This window comes from Aromatoleum bremense (assembly GCF_017894365.1).
GTDB classification, from domain to species: Bacteria; Pseudomonadota; Gammaproteobacteria; order Burkholderiales; family Rhodocyclaceae; genus Aromatoleum; species Aromatoleum bremense.
Window position 1 is genome coordinate 294,526 of the sequence record NZ_CP059467.1, and the last position, 14,922, is coordinate 309,447.

The following is a 14,922-nucleotide window of genomic DNA, read 5'->3' on the forward strand; positions in this document are numbered from 1 at the left end:
CAAGGAAGCGCAATCATGACGACGAAGAAGAAGGTCATCCCGCTCAGCCTGATGCGGACCGATCGCCCGGACGAAATCGACGCGCTGCACGAACGGCTCGAACGCGCCGGCTACATGCCCATGATGCAGATCGGCGAGCCGCGGCTTTCCGAGCTGGTCGCGAAGTACAAGGCCAAGGGCTACGAAGTCGAGGTCGTCCCCTTCGTCGATGACGGGGAAGATGGCTCCGCCCCCGCCCCGACCGGTGGCTGCGGGCCAGGCTCCTGTAGCACGGCCGCCAGCTCGCCCAGCTGCAGCTCCGGCGGCTGCGGCTCGGGCTCCGCCCCGGTCCGCCGCACCGGTCCGCGCGTCGTCATTCCGGACGTCGGCACCATCTACGTGCGCATGAACGAGACGCCTGCCACATCGGCCTGATCCGCACCCACCCGCCCAAAAAAATAACCGGGCGCAATTGGAGGAGACAACCCTGGCCACTCACGTCGCCGACGCGAGCACGATCCCGTAGCGTGCGCAATCCTAGTCTGCGTACCCCTCGCATCGATGGTGACGATGCAGCTGTCGCTGTCGATCCGAAGAAAGCCACGCAACCACGGCAGTTTGGTGCGCCCACACTGCCGGGTCGTAGCGGCCGCAGCGGATGGGCCGCCGGCATCCGGCGGGGCGGGATGCCCCCCACCGGCGAGGGGTGCATCCCGCCGCGTACCGCCGTAGGATATGCCTCAGTCTCGGGACGGAACGCGGCGGGCGGACACCCCACGGCCATACACCCCGATACCGTGGAGGCGGATGAGTCGTCATCACCCTTCGCACCTTCAACTATAAGGAAGCCGACGGCCGCTGCCCCACTCGTGGAACCAGGTCGACAAGGCAAATCCGGAGGGGACAACCGTGGCAACGCACGTCGCTGACGCGAGCGCGAACATTCGATATACACAGACCGTGTCGCGTTCTTTCGCGTGGATTGTTTTCGCACTGACTTTTGGCCTATTGATTTCCGATTACATGTCGCGGCAGGTGTTGAATGCCGTGTTTCCGGTGCTCAAGGCCGAATGGGGCCTGTCCGATACGCAACTCGGATCCTTGAACAGCATCGTCGCCCTCCTCGTCGGGCTTCTGAGCTTCCCACTGTCGGTACTGGCCGACCGCTGGGGGCGGGTTCGCAGCATCGTCCTGATGGCGGGCCTGTGGAGCCTTGCCACGCTGGCCTGTGCGTTGGCCGAAGGCTATGGCCAGATGTTCGCCGCGCGTTTCTTCGTCGGGGTCGGCGAAGCGGCCTACGGCAGCGTGGGTATCGCCCTGATCCTGAGCGTCTTTCCGCCGCACTTGCGCTCTTCGCTGACCGGCGCCTTCATGGCCGGTGGCGCGGTTGGCTCCGTCATGGGCATGGCGCTGGGCGGCGTGGTATCGACGCACCTGGGCTGGCGCTTTGCCTTCGGCGCAATGGCCTTGTTCGGACTCGCCCTCGTCATCCTCTATGCCGTGATCGTCACCGAAACCCGCCTGTCCGCCGGAAAGATCGGGCACTCGGCAGCAAACAAGGCCGGGGCCGCGGGGCGCTGCGCCCCCCCATCGTTGCGCAGTCTGTTCTCCGCACTGTTTTCCTCAGTCTCGGTCGTCTGCGCCTATGTCGGCAGCGGCCTGCAGCTCTTCACGATGGCGTCGATGATCGCCTGGCTGCCGAGCTACGCCAATCGCTATTACGGACTGCCGCCGGACAAGGCGGGCCTCGCGGCCGCGGCCTTCGTCCTCATCGGCGCGGTCGGCATGACCAGCTGCGGCATCATCACGGACCGCCTCAGCCGCGATTACGCCGTCCGCAAGTGGATGATCGCGATCGTCTATTCGATCGCCTCCTGCATCCTGCTGGTCGCAGGCTTCCTGTTGCCGCCGGGCCCGCTGCAGTTCGTCGTGATAGGTTTCGGCATGTTCTTCGTCGCGGGAACCACGGGGCCGGCAGGCGCAATGGTCGCCAACCTGACGCACACCTCGATCCACGCCACGGCCTTCGCCACGCTGACGCTCGCGAACAACCTTCTCGGACTCGCGCCGGGGCCGTTCATCACCGGGATGCTCGCCGATCGCATTGGCTTGCTCGCTGCGATGCAACTGATACCGCTCGTCGCCCTGTCCGCCTCCGTGGCCTTCGCAATCGGCTATTGCCATTACGGCGCCGACCTGGTGCGAATTCGCGCACGGCATGCGCTGAACCAACAGTGACCGATCGAGACGTGACGATCATGGCTGACGGGCACGTGCCTTTCGGTTCTATGCCTGGCCTTCGTCATCCACGAGGAATCCCGTTTGCGGCGCCCGATGCTTGCGTGCGCTCGATCGCGAGGATTCCCGATGAGCCTGAGGATCGGGCTGATCGTCGGTTTGGTGCTGGGGCTGACGGGTGCGGGCGGATCGATCTTCGTCGTGCTGCTGCTGATGGTGGGACTTGGTTTTTCGATTACGCAGGCCGCATCCGTGTTACTGCTGGGAGTCACCCGCAGCACTGCTAGCTGGAACCCCGCACCACGCGGGGTGTTCAGGATCGAGTTGCACGGCGCACGAAAACCTCGGGTTATTCGAGCTGCCCGATTGAAAATATCAATCTCCAGGACCGGTGCGGCCCGCCGCCCGTTCTTTCCGCTCGTCACGGAACAGATTGGGTTCAGAGGTCGACGACGTGCCTGAGTATGCCGAAAGACACACGCCAGCCCTGGTCGTCGCAATCGACGCTGGCGGTCTTCTGATTGATGCGCACGACGGTGCCGATCCGGGTCTGCAGGTGGCGATCTTCAAAACTGACGCGGTCGCCAACGCGGAAGTCGTCGCGGACCGGCCGGGGCGGTGCCTTGGGGCTTGCCGCCTGGGATGACGAGCGGCTGCCGGCGGGAATCTCGATCGCGGCATAGGGCAGCGTCCAGGTGGCGCGCGTGGCGTCGTCTTGCACGGTGATCTGCGTATCCTTCATCGCCACGACCGTACCACTGCGCAACTGAAGCGCAGCACCCGGCGCCTTCCAGTCCACGAAGCGTACGCGTTGCCCCAGATTGAGGTGCAGGCGGATCTGCACGATGCGCGCCGGATCCGACATCAGCCGCTCGATCACGGTGGAGAGGTGGAAGAGTTCCAGGGAGCTGGCGCGGTTGAGCGCTTCGAGCGTGGTGGGATCCATCAGACAGGGGGCTTCCAGTTCATCAGCAGCAGTTCGTCGAGCCGGTCAATGCGGTGGTCGTGGATGCGCGCGAGCACATCCTTGAGACAGGCGTGCGGCTCGATGCGGTTGAGCCGAGCCGGGCCGTCTCGGTCAGCGAGCATGCCACAGGGGCGGCACCTCCGCCACGGGGGGCTGCCGGCAAGCAGCCAGTTCGTGCGCGAGATCGCCACCCGCGGGAGGCGACGGTGCGAGCAGCATCGCCGCTTCGTCCGTTCTGCGAGCTGTGTGCAGCCTTCCTCAGCGGGCGATGCTGTTCATGTGCTGCATCACATTGCTCGTTCCCGATTGCGCCACGCGCAAGAAGGGCGTCACGCCCCGCGGCATGGTCCTGCGCGGGCTCCAGCTGACACGAATAGGATGCAGACGGCACCAAGAATATTGGTGCGAGCCAACCGAGTGACCGTGCGGGTGGCATCGGTGGGGCACGACAATCATCTTGGTCGGCGTGTTGATTGACGCCGTCTACCGGATCGAATTCGCCGCGACGCGCGGGTTTCGGGGCCGTTGCCACTCGGTTTGCCACTTTTCGGCGCCGCTTGATGCCGCTTATCTCCGCTTTGTGCAAGAGTCGAGTGTAGAGCCGCGATCAGTCCCGAGGCGATGACATTCAAAGCCACAGACCTCCGATCTTGTAGATGCGATCCAGCTCACTCAGCCAGCCCTATACAATCTCAGGCAACAACTGTGGGGGCACCATGAACACCCCGATGACCGGCGCAATCCTGCGGCTCTTCGGCACCCTGGGTGAGGAACTCGCGCGGCGCCAAGTGCCGCCCGGTGCGGTTCACGCATACATTTTCGGGGGCTGTGCCGTGCATCTCCATGCCCGATCCAGGGCCAGCACCGACGTCGATGCCGAGTTCGCGTACCCGCCGCCGCTCAAGCAGGAGCTGATGCTCATCCTGGCCGAACTGCCGCCAGTGGATTACGACGATCCGGAAGAAGGCCCCTCGCAGCTGGCGTACGACCCGACCTTCAACCCAACCCTGGGCCCGCTCCACATTGACTACCAGGACCGCGCCGTGCCTCTTGAGGGCACCCGTGGGTCACCCGTGATCGTCATGCTGCCGAGCATCGAGGACATCGCCCTTTCCAAGCTAGGGCGCTTGGGAGATGTGGATCTGGAGGACATCCTCACCCTCCTCTCCTTACCGGAGGCCTCTTGGGAGAAGTTTGAGCAATTGGCTCTGGAGGCCAACAAATACTATGTGGGACCCGACTTGACCCCCAATTTGTCCCATGTTAGAAGAAAATTCAACGAAAGGAGATCTTCGTGACACGGTCGGTTCGACGGATGGCACTCGAGCGGATGCTTGGCGACGTGGCTCGCCAGGGCTTCGCGCGTGTCGATCCCGACCTGCTGCGTGAAGTCGCTGAACGGTTATGGTACGTCGGCGAGGTGCCCAACTTGGCCGAGGTGCCCGCCAAGCTTCGGCCGGACGCCGGCTACCTGGTTGACAGGCTGGCCCGCTTCAACGTTCTGCCGAAGGAGCAGAAGCTACGGCTGCTCTCTGCTGTCCGTCAGTACCAGCCGCCCCTCCCGGCACCCAGCGCTGGGGTGGCCCGTTGCAAGGATCCTCTGGCTGTAGCATGGGGCGCCTCGATGGACCTCACGAGCCGCTTGGGTGAGCTGATGCCATACCAAACGAGACAGTACGCCGCTGACAAAGCCAAAGCGGCCTGACTTGCTTACCTGATCTAATTGACGACGGAGCCTGAGGGCTCCGTTTTCATGTGCGCCCAGCAGGGGCGCACTCCTGCGGGTGAGGTTCAGTATCGCCCCCCCCTGCGTCTCGGAAAGTGCCGAAGGAGCGCCGCGGCTTCGGTGGCAAACTTTCGCACCGAACTACCAACTCCCGCGTATCGCCACGCTGTCGCTTCGTTGGCATGATGAACTCGCATCCACGCACAATCGTCACGCTGACGCGTAGTTTTGCGACAGAACCGGAGTGGCACGCCCCTCAAACCGCGTAACTCAACTGGCGCTGGTGCCGCATCGCCAAGAGCACGACCCGGGCCTCAGCGCTCACCAGAATTGACCCGGCTTCCGCTCAAGTAATTGACCCAGCAATCTGAGGTAGGGTCGCCGCCGTGACGGCGGCCGATTGATCTATTTGGCCCGCCTGTCGGACGCTCTCTGGAGGGTTCCCTCGGCAGAGGTCCGTCCATGCAGAGCAAACAGTGCGCTGGCTGCGGCAAGTTATTCCATCCCCGGCCGCAAACCCCCCGGCAAAGTTACTGCGCGTCGGCGGCGTGCCAGCGGGAACGGCGACGTCGCTGGCAACTGGCGCGGCGGCAGAGCGATCCCGAGTACCGAGAGAATCAGGCGCGGGCGCAGGCGGCGTGGGCCGCACAGCATCCCGATTACTGGCGCGAGTACCGGCGTTCGCATCCGGCGTACAGCGACCGTAACCGCCGCCAGCAGCAGGCGCGCGACGCGAGGCGGGCGGCACGCGTTCTTGCAAAGATGAACGTGTGGACGCGTGAAACGCCCGTGCCCTCAGGGATTTACCGGCTGAGCCCGGCCACGCGTGACGATCTTGCAAAGATGGACGCGTGGATGGTTCGAATCACTGCGGTTTCAAGCCCTTACGCACCCTCCGGCTGATCTTGCAAAGAGAGGACGTCATCGCCATTCGCAGCGCGGCTGGGTAGGGTTCGGTCATGGACACCCCGGCCCCCCAGATGCCTGAAGTCGATCTGCACCGCCTCGATCTGCGCTTCGCCGACGCGCGGCTGCTCGAGCCGCGCGCGATCGAGGCCCTCGCCCGCTCGATCGAGCAAAGCGGCCAACTCATTGCGTGCATCGCCGTCCCCGACGCCGACAGCCAGCGCCTGATCCTGGTCGACGGCTACCGGCGTGTGCTCGCCCTGCGTCGGCTCGGACGGGACACCGCGCGGGTGGAAGCCTGGGCGTGCGATCTCGCGCAGGCCCTGTTGACGATTCTCGCGCAAGCCGGCCGCCGACCTTTCGCGGCGCTGGAAGAGGCTCTGCTGCTGCAGGAACTCGTGCGCGGCCAGGGGCTCTCGGAGCGCGAGGTGGCGCGCCGCTGCGGCCGCGACGTGAGCTGGGTCAGCCGGCGTCTGGAGCTCGTCTGCGGCGTGCCCGAAGCCGTGCTCGCGGCCGTGCGCCAGGGCACGGTTTCGACCTGGGCGGCGACACGGGTTCTGGCCCCGTTGGCGCGCGCCAACACCGCGCAGGCGACGCAGCTGCTCGCTGCGCTGGCGGCGACGCCGCTGTCCACCCGAGAGCTGCAGGTCTGGTTCCGGCATTACCTGACGAGCCCGAGTGCCGCCCGCGAGCGCATGGTGGCCCAGCCGCGCCTGTTCATTCAGAGCCTGCGCGCGCAGGAAGAAGAGCTCGCCGATACGCGCCTTCGCGCCGGGCCGCACGGCCAGTGCGCGGCCGATGTCCGGCAACTCTTGGCGCTGATCAGGCGGCTGCGTAGCCGGCTGCCGAGCCTGTCCCGCGAAGTGCTTCCCGAATCCCTTCTCGGCGCGCTCGCTCACCTGCGCGCCGCCCTCGATGCGCTGCACTCCGAGCTTGCGAGGAGCCTTGACCATGACGCCGAGCCAGATTCGCGATGCCGTCCGAACCCTGCAAGCCCAAGGCAAGAGCCTGCGCGAGATCAGCCGTGTGCTCGAGCTATCGCGTAATACCGTGCGCCGGATCGTGCGCCCCGACGATCCGGCGCGATCGGAAGACGCATGCCCGGGTGTGCCGCGGGCCTATTTGAAGTCGGCCTTCGAGCGCGCCCAGGGCAACGTCGTGCGCGTGGCCGAACTGCTCGCCGCCGAGTACGAGCTCACCGTCTCGTACAGCACGCTGACCCGCTGGGTTCGCGAGGCCGGACTGCGCGCACCGCCCCCGCGTGCCGGGCAATACTTCTTCGCGCCGGGCGAGGAAATGCAGCACGATACCTCGCCGCATCGCGTCACCCTGGGCGACAAGACCGTGACCGCGCAGTGTGCCGGTCTCGTGCTCGCCTACTCGCGCCGGCTGTTCATCCGGTATAGCCCGCGTTTCACGCGCTTCGAAGCCAAGGAGTTTCTGCTCGAGGCGGTGCGCTTCATGGATGGCGCTTGTCCGCAGTGCATCATCGACAACACCAGCGTGATGCTCGCCGCCGGCGCCGGAGCGGATGCTGTCATCGCGCCCGAGATGGCGGCCTTCGCCCGCACGCTGGGGTTCGAATTCCGTGCGCACCGGGTCAATCATCCCGATCGCAAGGGGCGGATCGAGCGCAACTTCTTCTTCGTCGAAACCAATTTCCTGCCCGGACGCCGCTTCACCGACTTCGACGACCTGAACCGCCAGGCGCTCGCCTGGTGCCAGGAGGTGGCCAATGCCCGACCGAAGCGGTCTCTGGGGATGTCGCCGGAAACCGCCTATGTGCTCGAGAAGCCGTATTTGCGGGCGCTGCCCGCGGTGCTGCCGCCGGTCTATGAGGTCTTCGAGCGGGTAGTGGACCTGAACGGCTATGTCTCGCTCGAGGTCAATCGCTACTCCGTGCCGGAGCGTCTGGTCGGGCAGGCGGTGACGGTCTACAAATATCCGGCCCGCGTCGACATTCATCATCGCCATCGCGTGGTGGCGACCCATCTGCGGCTGATCGGCCAGCGCGATGCGCGCAGTACCGACGCCGCGCACCATCCCACCCCCGTCAGGGCCAGCCGCACGCCGGCCCTCGAAGCGCAACTGCGCGACGACAGCCCCGAGCTCGAGGCCTATGTGCGGGCCCTCAAGCAACGCGGTCAGGGCCGTGGGGCCCGGGCCTTGCGACGCCTGCTCGAGCTCCAGCGCACCTATCCCGGGGAAGCCTTTCTGGCGGCCGTGCGCCAGGCGGCGCACTACGGGCTGTACGATCTGGGGCGGCTTGAGAAACTCATCCTGCGCGAGGTCGCCGGCAACTTCTTTGCGTTGAACGACGCGCTCGATGACGACGCGTGAGCAGATCCACGCCCAGCTCGCCCAGCTGCGGCTGCGCGGCATGGCCGCCGCCCTCGATGCCGAATTCGAGCGCGCCGAGCGCGAAGGCGCGCCGCCGGCCGAAGTCGTCGGGCGCTTGCTGGCGGCCGAAGCGGCCGAGCGGCGCGAGAAGAGCCTCGCGTACCGACTGACGCAAGCGAAGCTGCCCTGGCGCTGGACGCTCGATTCCTTTCCCTTCGACCGCCAGCCCGGGGTCGATCGGGGCCAGATCCGCGCCCTGGCCGGACTCGACTTCCTGCGCCGCAACGAGAACATCCTGCTGATCGGCCCGCCGGGGACCGGCAAGACCGGCATCGCGCTGGCGCTTCTGCGCGAGGCGTGCCTCAATGGCCACGCCGCGCGCTTCTACAAGGCCCAGGTCCTGCTCGACGAGCTCTATGCCTCGCTCGCCGATCGCTCGACACCGAAGCTCCTCGCGCAACTCGCCCGCTTCCAGCCACTGCTGATCGATGAACTGGGCTATCTCACCCTCAAGCCCGAGCAGTCCAATGCCTTCTTCCGGCTGATGGATCAGCGCTACGGGCGCGTCTCGACGCTGATCACCACGAACTTGGAACCGAGCGCCTGGTACGAGTTGTTCGCCAACAAGGCCCTTGTCGACGCCTTGCTCGACCGGCTCCAGCACCGCTGCATCACCATTCGCATCGACGGACCCTCCCTGCGAACCCCAGTGCCGCACTCGCCGCCGACGAACAAGGGCGCGTCGAAATCGGCGCCCCTCCCGTGCGCACCCGCGGCATAACCCGCCCCATCATTCCCTGCGCAAACCCTGGGGCGCTACCCCAGACCCCGCACTCGCCGTGAGGCAGACGCCGGGGATGGAAAAATCCCATCCCCGGCGCTGCCACGAGCGTATCTCCCCTCCAAGGCGTCAAGGGCTTTCGCGGCATAAACGCGGCGATAAACCCGCCGCATTTATTCCACGGTCCCTTGACCCCTTTCCGGGTTGTTCACTGCGCACTGGCCGGGTCCGTTCTGATAAGCAGAAATGGGTCAGTTTCCGTGAGCGTCGAGGCCCGGGCGCTGGAATGTGCGTACAGGACCACGTGACGCTTGAGCACATACTCACGCAAGTGCGGCAACCCCGCCTCGTCGGCCAGGGCTTGGACCTTGCGGGCGCGGATCCGCGCTTGAACGGACCGCCCGGCGAAAAACCGCGCAGGGCGCCCACCGGCTGGCGCCCACCCGAGCGTCTCGGTCATCTCACGCAACTCGGCACGAAGCGCCCGGAAGCGGTTATCAGCGGTCGTCTCATCCTGCTCGACGAAGAACGCCCTCGCCTCCTCCAGACACGCCGCGAAGTGCCGCGTTGCAGCGACAGTGGCTCGCTGGGTTAGCGTCACCGGCGTTCAGTCCGCAAGCAAGCGTTTGACCTCGTCTTCGGTGACGACCTGCCCCGCCAGCACTTGGCGTAGCCCGACCTCGGCGTCGTCTAGCAGCACCAGACAGGCGTGCTCCTCTTCGAGCGAGTGGTAGTAGTCGAGCTTCCTGGCGTCCACGAGGGCCACGTAGCTCGCGCCGTTCTTGGTCAGGATCTTTTCGGCCCCGGCCCCCACGACTTCCTCGGCGAGTTCCGTCAATCGCGCTCGCGCCTCGCTGATGGGGACCACATCGCTTGCACGCATCTTCGTTTCCTTAACGAATTCGTTAACGGTTACTGTAGCGGACGAACTGGGCCGTGGAAAGTTCGATCGGTCAGCCGATGGTCGCGGCGACCGGCGGTGCCATGACGCACTTCAAGGATGCTCGCTAGTTCGCGAGCTGGTACGGGCTCACGCCCGCCTAACCACCCTAGCCCTAGCAGCCTGTCGGACTTGAGCACCGCCGGCGCTGTATCCGGGGGCTTGATTTCACAATGTGAGAAACGGTCGGCATTTCAGGTTCCAATCAGCGGTTTCCTGTCCGAAATCGCAATGCCCCTGTCCTTTTTTCTCACTGCGGACGCAATACGGCCATGCGCTTCAAGTTCCACGCCAAGCACACCAGGGTCCACTCGGCGCGCACGTTGTCGAGCCCGCGCAGCAGGAACTGGCGAAATCCCATCACCGACTTGATGATGCCGAACACCGGTTCCACGGTCTGTTTCCGGAGCGCGTAGGCGGCGCGGCCGGCCCGGGTCTTGAGGGCGTGCTTCATCTGTTCGACGGGGCTGGCGGGCTGCTCGAGCGGGGCGGGCTCTTCGAAGCGGCGGCGCCAATCCGGATGGTGCTCGTCGCGCCCGACCGCGATCAGCGGTTCGATCCCGGCGGCCTGGCAGCCCTGGACGTTGCGCTCGCTGAAGAAACCGGTGTCGGCCAGCAGTTGGTCGGGCTGATTGAGCCCTTCGGGCAGGGCCGCGATGCGGGCCAGCATCGGCTCGACCTGCTCCTTGTCGTTGCCCGCCTGGGTGAGGTGGGGCACCATCACCAGCATCGACTCCGTATCGACCAGCGCCTGCGCGTTGTAGCACTGCTCGAAGCCGCCGCCGGTCACTTTCATGATGCGCGAGTCTTCGTCGGTCAGATTGAGCTGGTCGTCCGCGCGCGGACCGGGGGCAGGCGGGGTCGGCGGCTTGCCGCCGGGCTTCTTGCCGGTGGCCGCCGCCTTGGCCTGACGCTTGGCCAGCTTGGCATCAAACTCGGCCTGTTCGCGCTCGAAGCGCTCCTTGGCGCGCGCTTCGATCTTGGCCTTGGCGGCCGCGATGGCGGCCAGCCGGTCTTCTCGGCGCTGGATCTCCGCGGGCAGATCCACGCCCTCGGGCACGCAGCTCCGATCGGCCGCTTCGGCCAGCGCGAGCATCTCCTGCACTTCGGCCTTGAGCTGGGCCTCGATCTTCTCGGCGTGCCCATACGAGAGCGCGCTGTGTCGGCTGGCGTTGGCGTGGATCTTGGTACCGTCCAGGCTCACGGTGCCAAAGCGCGAGAGCTGGTTCTCGCGGGCGACTTGCAGCACCTGCACGAAGGCATCGGCGAACTGATCGCCGAAACGGCGGCGGAACGTCGCCAGCGTGTCGTGGTCCGGATGCTGGTCGCACGCGATGAAGCGGAAGGCCAGCGAGTCGTACGTGGCCCGCTCGATCTTGCGGCTCGAATGGGTTCCCGTCGCGTAGCCGTAGATCAGCAGCGACAGCAGCAGCGCCGGGTGGTAGGCATCGCTACCGCGGCCCGCGTAGGCGCGCTCCAATGCCGACAGGTCCAGCCCTTCCACCACATCGACCACGTAGCGCGCCAAGTGCGATTCGGGCAGCCAGTCCTGCACCGACGGTGGTAGCAGGTAGTCCGTTTGGCGGTCGATCGGGCGGAAGCGGCTCATGCTCTCGGGTTCCAGGGGCGACGCGGCATTTTACAGGGGGATAGTCCGACACGCTGCTAGTGCGCTCGATCAGAAGCCAGGTCGCGAGACACAGCAAGACGGAGCACGCGACCACCCACGCGCGGTAGATGGGCAGGAACATGAACCCCAGATCGATCCCGCCCTGCAGGATGTCCGGGGCCGCATAGGGCTGGCCCGAGGAGCCGAACGCGTTGATCGACAAACCCTCGATCATCAATGCCAGACCGAAGGTCAACAGCAGGCCATACAGATGATCCAGCTTGTACAGCCTGCGCAGCAGGGTTCGCTCGAAGAGCATCGCGCCCGCGCCCACGATGAGCGGAGACAACAACAGCGCGAGCCAGTACCCGATGCCGAGCCAGGTCAGTCCCACCCACGCCAGCATGGCGCCGAGCATGTAGAACGCGCCGTGGCTGAAGTTGATCACGTTCAGCATGCCGAAGATCACGGCCAGGCCCAGGCTCAGCAAGGCATAGAACGAGCCGTTGACCAGTCCGATGGTCAGCTGGCCCATGAGCGCAGGCAGGGGAATTCCGAGAATGTCGGTCATGTCGGGCCTCCGGCGCGATGACGGCCGATCGGCTGCCGTTGTTGCTGGGTCGATTCAAGATGCATGGCGATCCCCTGTCCCTGTCACTGCTTCAGCAGGGGGCAGGTGCTCCTGGCCGCCGGCAGAAAGGCCTGCTCGCCCGGGATGGTCGCCCGCACCGTCAGGTAGTCCCACGGACGCTTCGACTCGGCGGGCGCCTTGACCTGAACCAGGTACAAATCCTTGATGAGGCGCCCATCGGCACGGATGCGGCCATTGGTCGCGTAGAGGTCGTTCACCGGCGTGGCGCGCATCTTCGCCAGCACCGCATCGGCATCGTCGCTGCCCGCCGCCGCGACAGCCTTGAGGTACTGCGTCGTCGCCGAGTAGTCCGCGGCATGGATCTCGGTCGGCATCTTGCCGACGCGCTTGTGGAAGCGTTCGGACCAGGAACGGCTCGCCTCGTCACGATCCCAGTAGAAGCTCGCCGTGGTGTACAGACCTTGCGCGGTATCCAGCCCGACGGCATGGATATCCGTGGTGAACAAGGCCATCGCCGCCACCGTCTGCGCGCCGTTGCGGGTGAGCCCGAAATCCTTGGCAGCCTTGATCGTGGCCACCGTATCGCCGCCGGCATTGGCCAGGCCGACGAACTTCGCACGGGAGGCTTGTGCCTGCAGCAGGAAGGAGGAGAAATCGAGCGTGTTGAGCGGATGGCGGACAGATCCGACCACCTTCCCGCCGCCGGACTTGATGGCCTCGGTGGCATCGCGCTCCATGGTGTGGCCGAAGGCGTAGTCGGCAGTGATGAAATACCAGCTGTCGGCACCTTGCGACACCAGCACCCGGGGCGTGTTGGCAAGCGCCGTCGTGTCCGCCTGGTAGTGAACCGTGTAGGGCGAGCACGCCTCGTTGGTCAGGCGCGCGCTGTAGGCCGCGGTCACGATGACGGGCCGGCGCTTTTCCCGGCCGACCTCCGAAACCGCCAGCGCCGCCCCCGAAGAGACCAGGTTGACGATGACGTCGACATTGTCCGCATCGAACCACTCGCGCGCCTTGGAGGCGGCCAGGTCCGGCTTGTTCTGGTGATCGGCCACCACGACCGCGATCGGCTTGCCCATCACCTTGCCGCCGAAGTCCTCGACGGCCATCTTCACGGCTTCGGCCGAGCCTTTGCCGGAAAAGTCCGAATAGAGCGAGGCCATGTCGGTGAGCACGCCGACGCGCACCGTGTCGCCCGAAATCGTGCCGGGCTGTGCCATGGCGCCGAGAGAAACCATGCCGGCCAGACCGGCCACGCAATTCCTGAAGGAAGTCATTCGTTGTCTCCGATGTTGTAGTTGAGGGTGATACGCCCGCCGAGCGCTCAAACGCCGAGCACTTCGCGGAATACGTCCTGGCGCCGGGCGACCTCAGCGCGCGGAATGTCGGCAACGATGCGGCCGTGCTCCATCAGGAGATGGCGGTCCGCCAGCGGTGCGGCAAATCGGAAGTTCTGCTCCACCAGGACGATCGTGTAGCCCCTGGCCCTGAGCGCCGAGATGGCGCGCCCGAGGCTCTGCACGATCACGGGCGCCAGGCCCTCTGAGATCTCGTCGAGCAGCAGGGTGCGCGCGCCGGTGAGCAGAATGCGACCGAGGGCGAGCATCTGCTGCTCGCCGCCGGACAGGCGGGTTCCGGGGCTGCGGCGGCGCTCCGCCAGGTTGGGGAACATCGCGTAGATCTCGGACAGGCCGACGTCGCCCGCGCCGACCCTGGGCAACAGCGTCAGGTTTTCCTCGCAGCTCAGGCTGGCGAAAATGCCGCGCTCCTCCGGGCAGTAGCCCAGTCCCAGGCGGGCGACCTGATGCGGCGCCATCGCCATGGTCTCGCGGCCGCGCACCTGCACGGATCCGGTTCGCCGGTCGGTCAAACCCAGCAGGGCGCGCAGCGTCGTCGTGCGACCGGCGCCGTTGCGGCCGAGCAGGCTCACCACCTCGCCCTCGCGGACGGTGAAGTCCACGCCGTGCAGCACATGGGACTCGCCGTACCAAGCCTGCAGCCCGCTCACCCGCAACACCTCGTGGCGGTCAGACATGAGCCACCTCCAGGCTTTCGGTCTCGCTGCCCATGTAGGCCTCCACCACCAACGGATTCCGGGAAGCCTCGGCGTACGGGCCCTCCGCGATCACCTGGCCGCGCTGCAGCACCGTGATCGTGTCCGCGATCTTCGACACGACCGCCATGTTGTGTTCCACGATCAGGACCGTACGGCTCCGCGCCACCCGTTGAATCAGCGTGGTGACCATGCCGACGTCCTCGTGCCCCATGCCTTGCGTCGGCTCGTCGAGCAACAGCAGTTTCGGATCGAGCGCGAGGGTGGTCGCGATCTCCAGCGCCCGCTTGCGCCCATAGGGCAGCTCGGCCGCCTGCAGCGAGGCGAAATCGACCAGGCCGACCTCGTCCAGGAAGGCCATCGCGCGGTCGTTGAGGCGATCCAGGCTCGAGACGCGCCGCCAGAACTGGAACGACGATCCGAGCGACTGTTGCAGCGCCACGCGCACGTTCTCGAGAACCGACAGGTGGGGAAACACCGCCGAGATCTGGAACGACCGCACCAGGCCCTTGCGCGCCACCTGGGCCGGCGGCATGCGGGTGATGTCCTCGCCGTCGAAGGTGATCGTGCCGCGCGTCGGTTGCACGAACTTCGTCAGCAGGTTGAAGCAGGTGGATTTGCCCGCGCCATTGGGGCCGATCAGCGCGTGGACGGTGCCCCGGCGGACCTTGAGGTCGACCTGCGTCACCGCCACGAAGCCGAGGAACTCCTTGGTGAGGCCGTGCGCCTCGAGGATGAAGTCACCGCGCGCCGGCGGTTGGGAATGGTTCATGTCAACGCTCCGAATTCAA

18 protein-coding genes are annotated in these 14,922 nt (G+C 65.9%); 9 read left to right on the forward strand and 9 right to left on the reverse strand.

Annotation, left to right across the window (positions count from 1 at the left end; genetic code table 11):
• Positions 1-15 precede the first annotated feature (15 nt).
• From pbN1_RS01310 to pbN1_RS20665, 3 genes are all read left to right on the forward strand, one after another.
• Positions 16-414, forward strand: coding sequence for a hypothetical protein (locus pbN1_RS01310; RefSeq protein WP_169204161.1), 399 nt, complete (start codon positions 16-18; stop codon positions 412-414).
• A 525-nt stretch (positions 415-939) separates the two neighbouring features.
• Positions 940-2,217 (forward strand): MFS transporter, encoded by a 1,278-nt coding sequence (locus pbN1_RS01315; RefSeq protein WP_280516192.1) that lies wholly within the window; start codon positions 940-942, stop codon positions 2,215-2,217.
• 129 nt (positions 2,218-2,346) lie between these two features.
• On the forward strand, positions 2,347-2,679 hold the full coding sequence (locus pbN1_RS20665) for a hypothetical protein (RefSeq protein ID WP_244857103.1): 333 nt from the start codon (positions 2,347-2,349) through the stop codon (positions 2,677-2,679).
• Here the strand turns inward: pbN1_RS20665 and pbN1_RS01325 are convergent.
• Positions 2,657-3,163 carry a hypothetical protein gene (locus pbN1_RS01325; RefSeq protein WP_169204159.1) on the reverse strand — a complete coding sequence of 169 codons (507 nt, stop codon included), beginning with the start codon at positions 3,161-3,163 and terminating at the stop codon, positions 2,657-2,659. The genes pbN1_RS20665 and pbN1_RS01325 overlap by 23 nt on opposite strands.
• Positions 3,163-3,375 carry a transposase domain-containing protein gene (locus tag pbN1_RS21085; protein ID WP_425305746.1) on the reverse strand — a complete coding sequence of 71 codons (213 nt, stop codon included), beginning with the start codon at positions 3,373-3,375 and terminating at the stop codon, positions 3,163-3,165. The genes pbN1_RS01325 and pbN1_RS21085 overlap by 1 nt, the downstream gene beginning before the upstream one ends.
• A 525-nt stretch (positions 3,376-3,900) precedes the next feature.
• Between pbN1_RS21085 and pbN1_RS01335 the strand changes: the two genes are divergently transcribed.
• The 6 genes from pbN1_RS01335 to istB all read left to right on the forward strand — a co-directional run bounded on the left by pbN1_RS01335 (position 3,901) and on the right by istB (position 8,937).
• Positions 3,901-4,482, forward strand: a complete 582-nt coding sequence (locus tag pbN1_RS01335) for a DUF6036 family nucleotidyltransferase (RefSeq protein ID WP_169204157.1) — start codon at positions 3,901-3,903, stop codon at positions 4,480-4,482.
• A 17-nt stretch (positions 4,483-4,499) separates the two neighbouring features.
• On the forward strand, positions 4,500-4,889 hold the full coding sequence (locus pbN1_RS01340; protein ID WP_169204156.1) for a hypothetical protein: 390 nt from the start codon (positions 4,500-4,502) through the stop codon (positions 4,887-4,889).
• A 483-nt stretch (positions 4,890-5,372) separates the two neighbouring features.
• Entirely contained in the window at positions 5,373-5,813 is a 441-nt protein-coding gene (locus pbN1_RS01345; RefSeq protein WP_169204273.1) for a hypothetical protein, read from the forward strand.
• A gap of 56 nt (positions 5,814-5,869) precedes the next feature.
• A complete protein-coding gene (locus tag pbN1_RS01350; RefSeq protein ID WP_169204272.1) occupies positions 5,870-6,862 on the forward strand; it encodes a ParB/RepB/Spo0J family partition protein in 993 nt (330 codons plus the stop codon).
• Complete coding sequence (locus tag pbN1_RS01355) at positions 6,768-8,156, forward strand: Mu transposase domain-containing protein (RefSeq protein WP_169204271.1); 1,389 nt, start codon at positions 6,768-6,770, stop codon at positions 8,154-8,156. The genes pbN1_RS01350 and pbN1_RS01355 overlap by 95 nt, the downstream gene beginning before the upstream one ends.
• The gene (gene istB / locus pbN1_RS01360) at positions 8,143-8,937 is read left to right on the forward strand and encodes an IS21-like element helper ATPase IstB (RefSeq protein WP_169204270.1); all 795 of its coding nucleotides are present in this window, start codon (positions 8,143-8,145) and stop codon (positions 8,935-8,937) included. Before pbN1_RS01355 ends, istB begins: the two co-directional genes overlap by 14 nt.
• A gap of 208 nt (positions 8,938-9,145) precedes the next feature.
• Here the strand turns inward: istB and pbN1_RS01365 are convergent, their stop codons facing one another.
• The 7 genes from pbN1_RS01365 to pbN1_RS01395 form a co-directional block, all read right to left on the reverse strand.
• Positions 9,146-9,538, reverse strand: a complete 393-nt coding sequence (locus pbN1_RS01365; RefSeq protein WP_169204324.1) for a hypothetical protein — start codon at positions 9,536-9,538, stop codon at positions 9,146-9,148.
• Positions 9,539-9,544: 6 nt separating this feature from the next.
• Positions 9,545-9,820, reverse strand: a complete 276-nt coding sequence (locus pbN1_RS01370) for a type II toxin-antitoxin system Phd/YefM family antitoxin (protein ID WP_169204323.1) — start codon at positions 9,818-9,820, stop codon at positions 9,545-9,547.
• A 307-nt stretch (positions 9,821-10,127) separates the two neighbouring features.
• Entirely contained in the window at positions 10,128-11,432 is a 1,305-nt protein-coding gene (locus pbN1_RS01375; RefSeq protein WP_244857286.1) for an IS1182-like element ISAzo1 family transposase, read from the reverse strand.
• Positions 11,329-12,057, reverse strand: a complete 729-nt coding sequence (locus pbN1_RS01380) for a branched-chain amino acid ABC transporter permease (protein WP_244857104.1) — start codon at positions 12,055-12,057, stop codon at positions 11,329-11,331. The genes pbN1_RS01375 and pbN1_RS01380 overlap by 104 nt, the downstream gene beginning before the upstream one ends.
• An 83-nt stretch (positions 12,058-12,140) precedes the next feature.
• A complete protein-coding gene (locus tag pbN1_RS01385; RefSeq protein WP_169204043.1) occupies positions 12,141-13,355 on the reverse strand; it encodes an ABC transporter substrate-binding protein in 1,215 nt (404 codons plus the stop codon).
• Positions 13,356-13,402: 47 nt separating this feature from the next.
• Positions 13,403-14,113, reverse strand: a complete 711-nt coding sequence (locus pbN1_RS01390; protein WP_169204044.1) for an ABC transporter ATP-binding protein — start codon at positions 14,111-14,113, stop codon at positions 13,403-13,405.
• Positions 14,106-14,903, reverse strand: coding sequence for an ABC transporter ATP-binding protein (locus tag pbN1_RS01395; protein WP_169204045.1), 798 nt, complete (start codon positions 14,901-14,903; stop codon positions 14,106-14,108). Before pbN1_RS01395 ends, pbN1_RS01390 begins: the two co-directional genes overlap by 8 nt.
• Positions 14,904-14,922 lie beyond the last annotated feature (19 nt).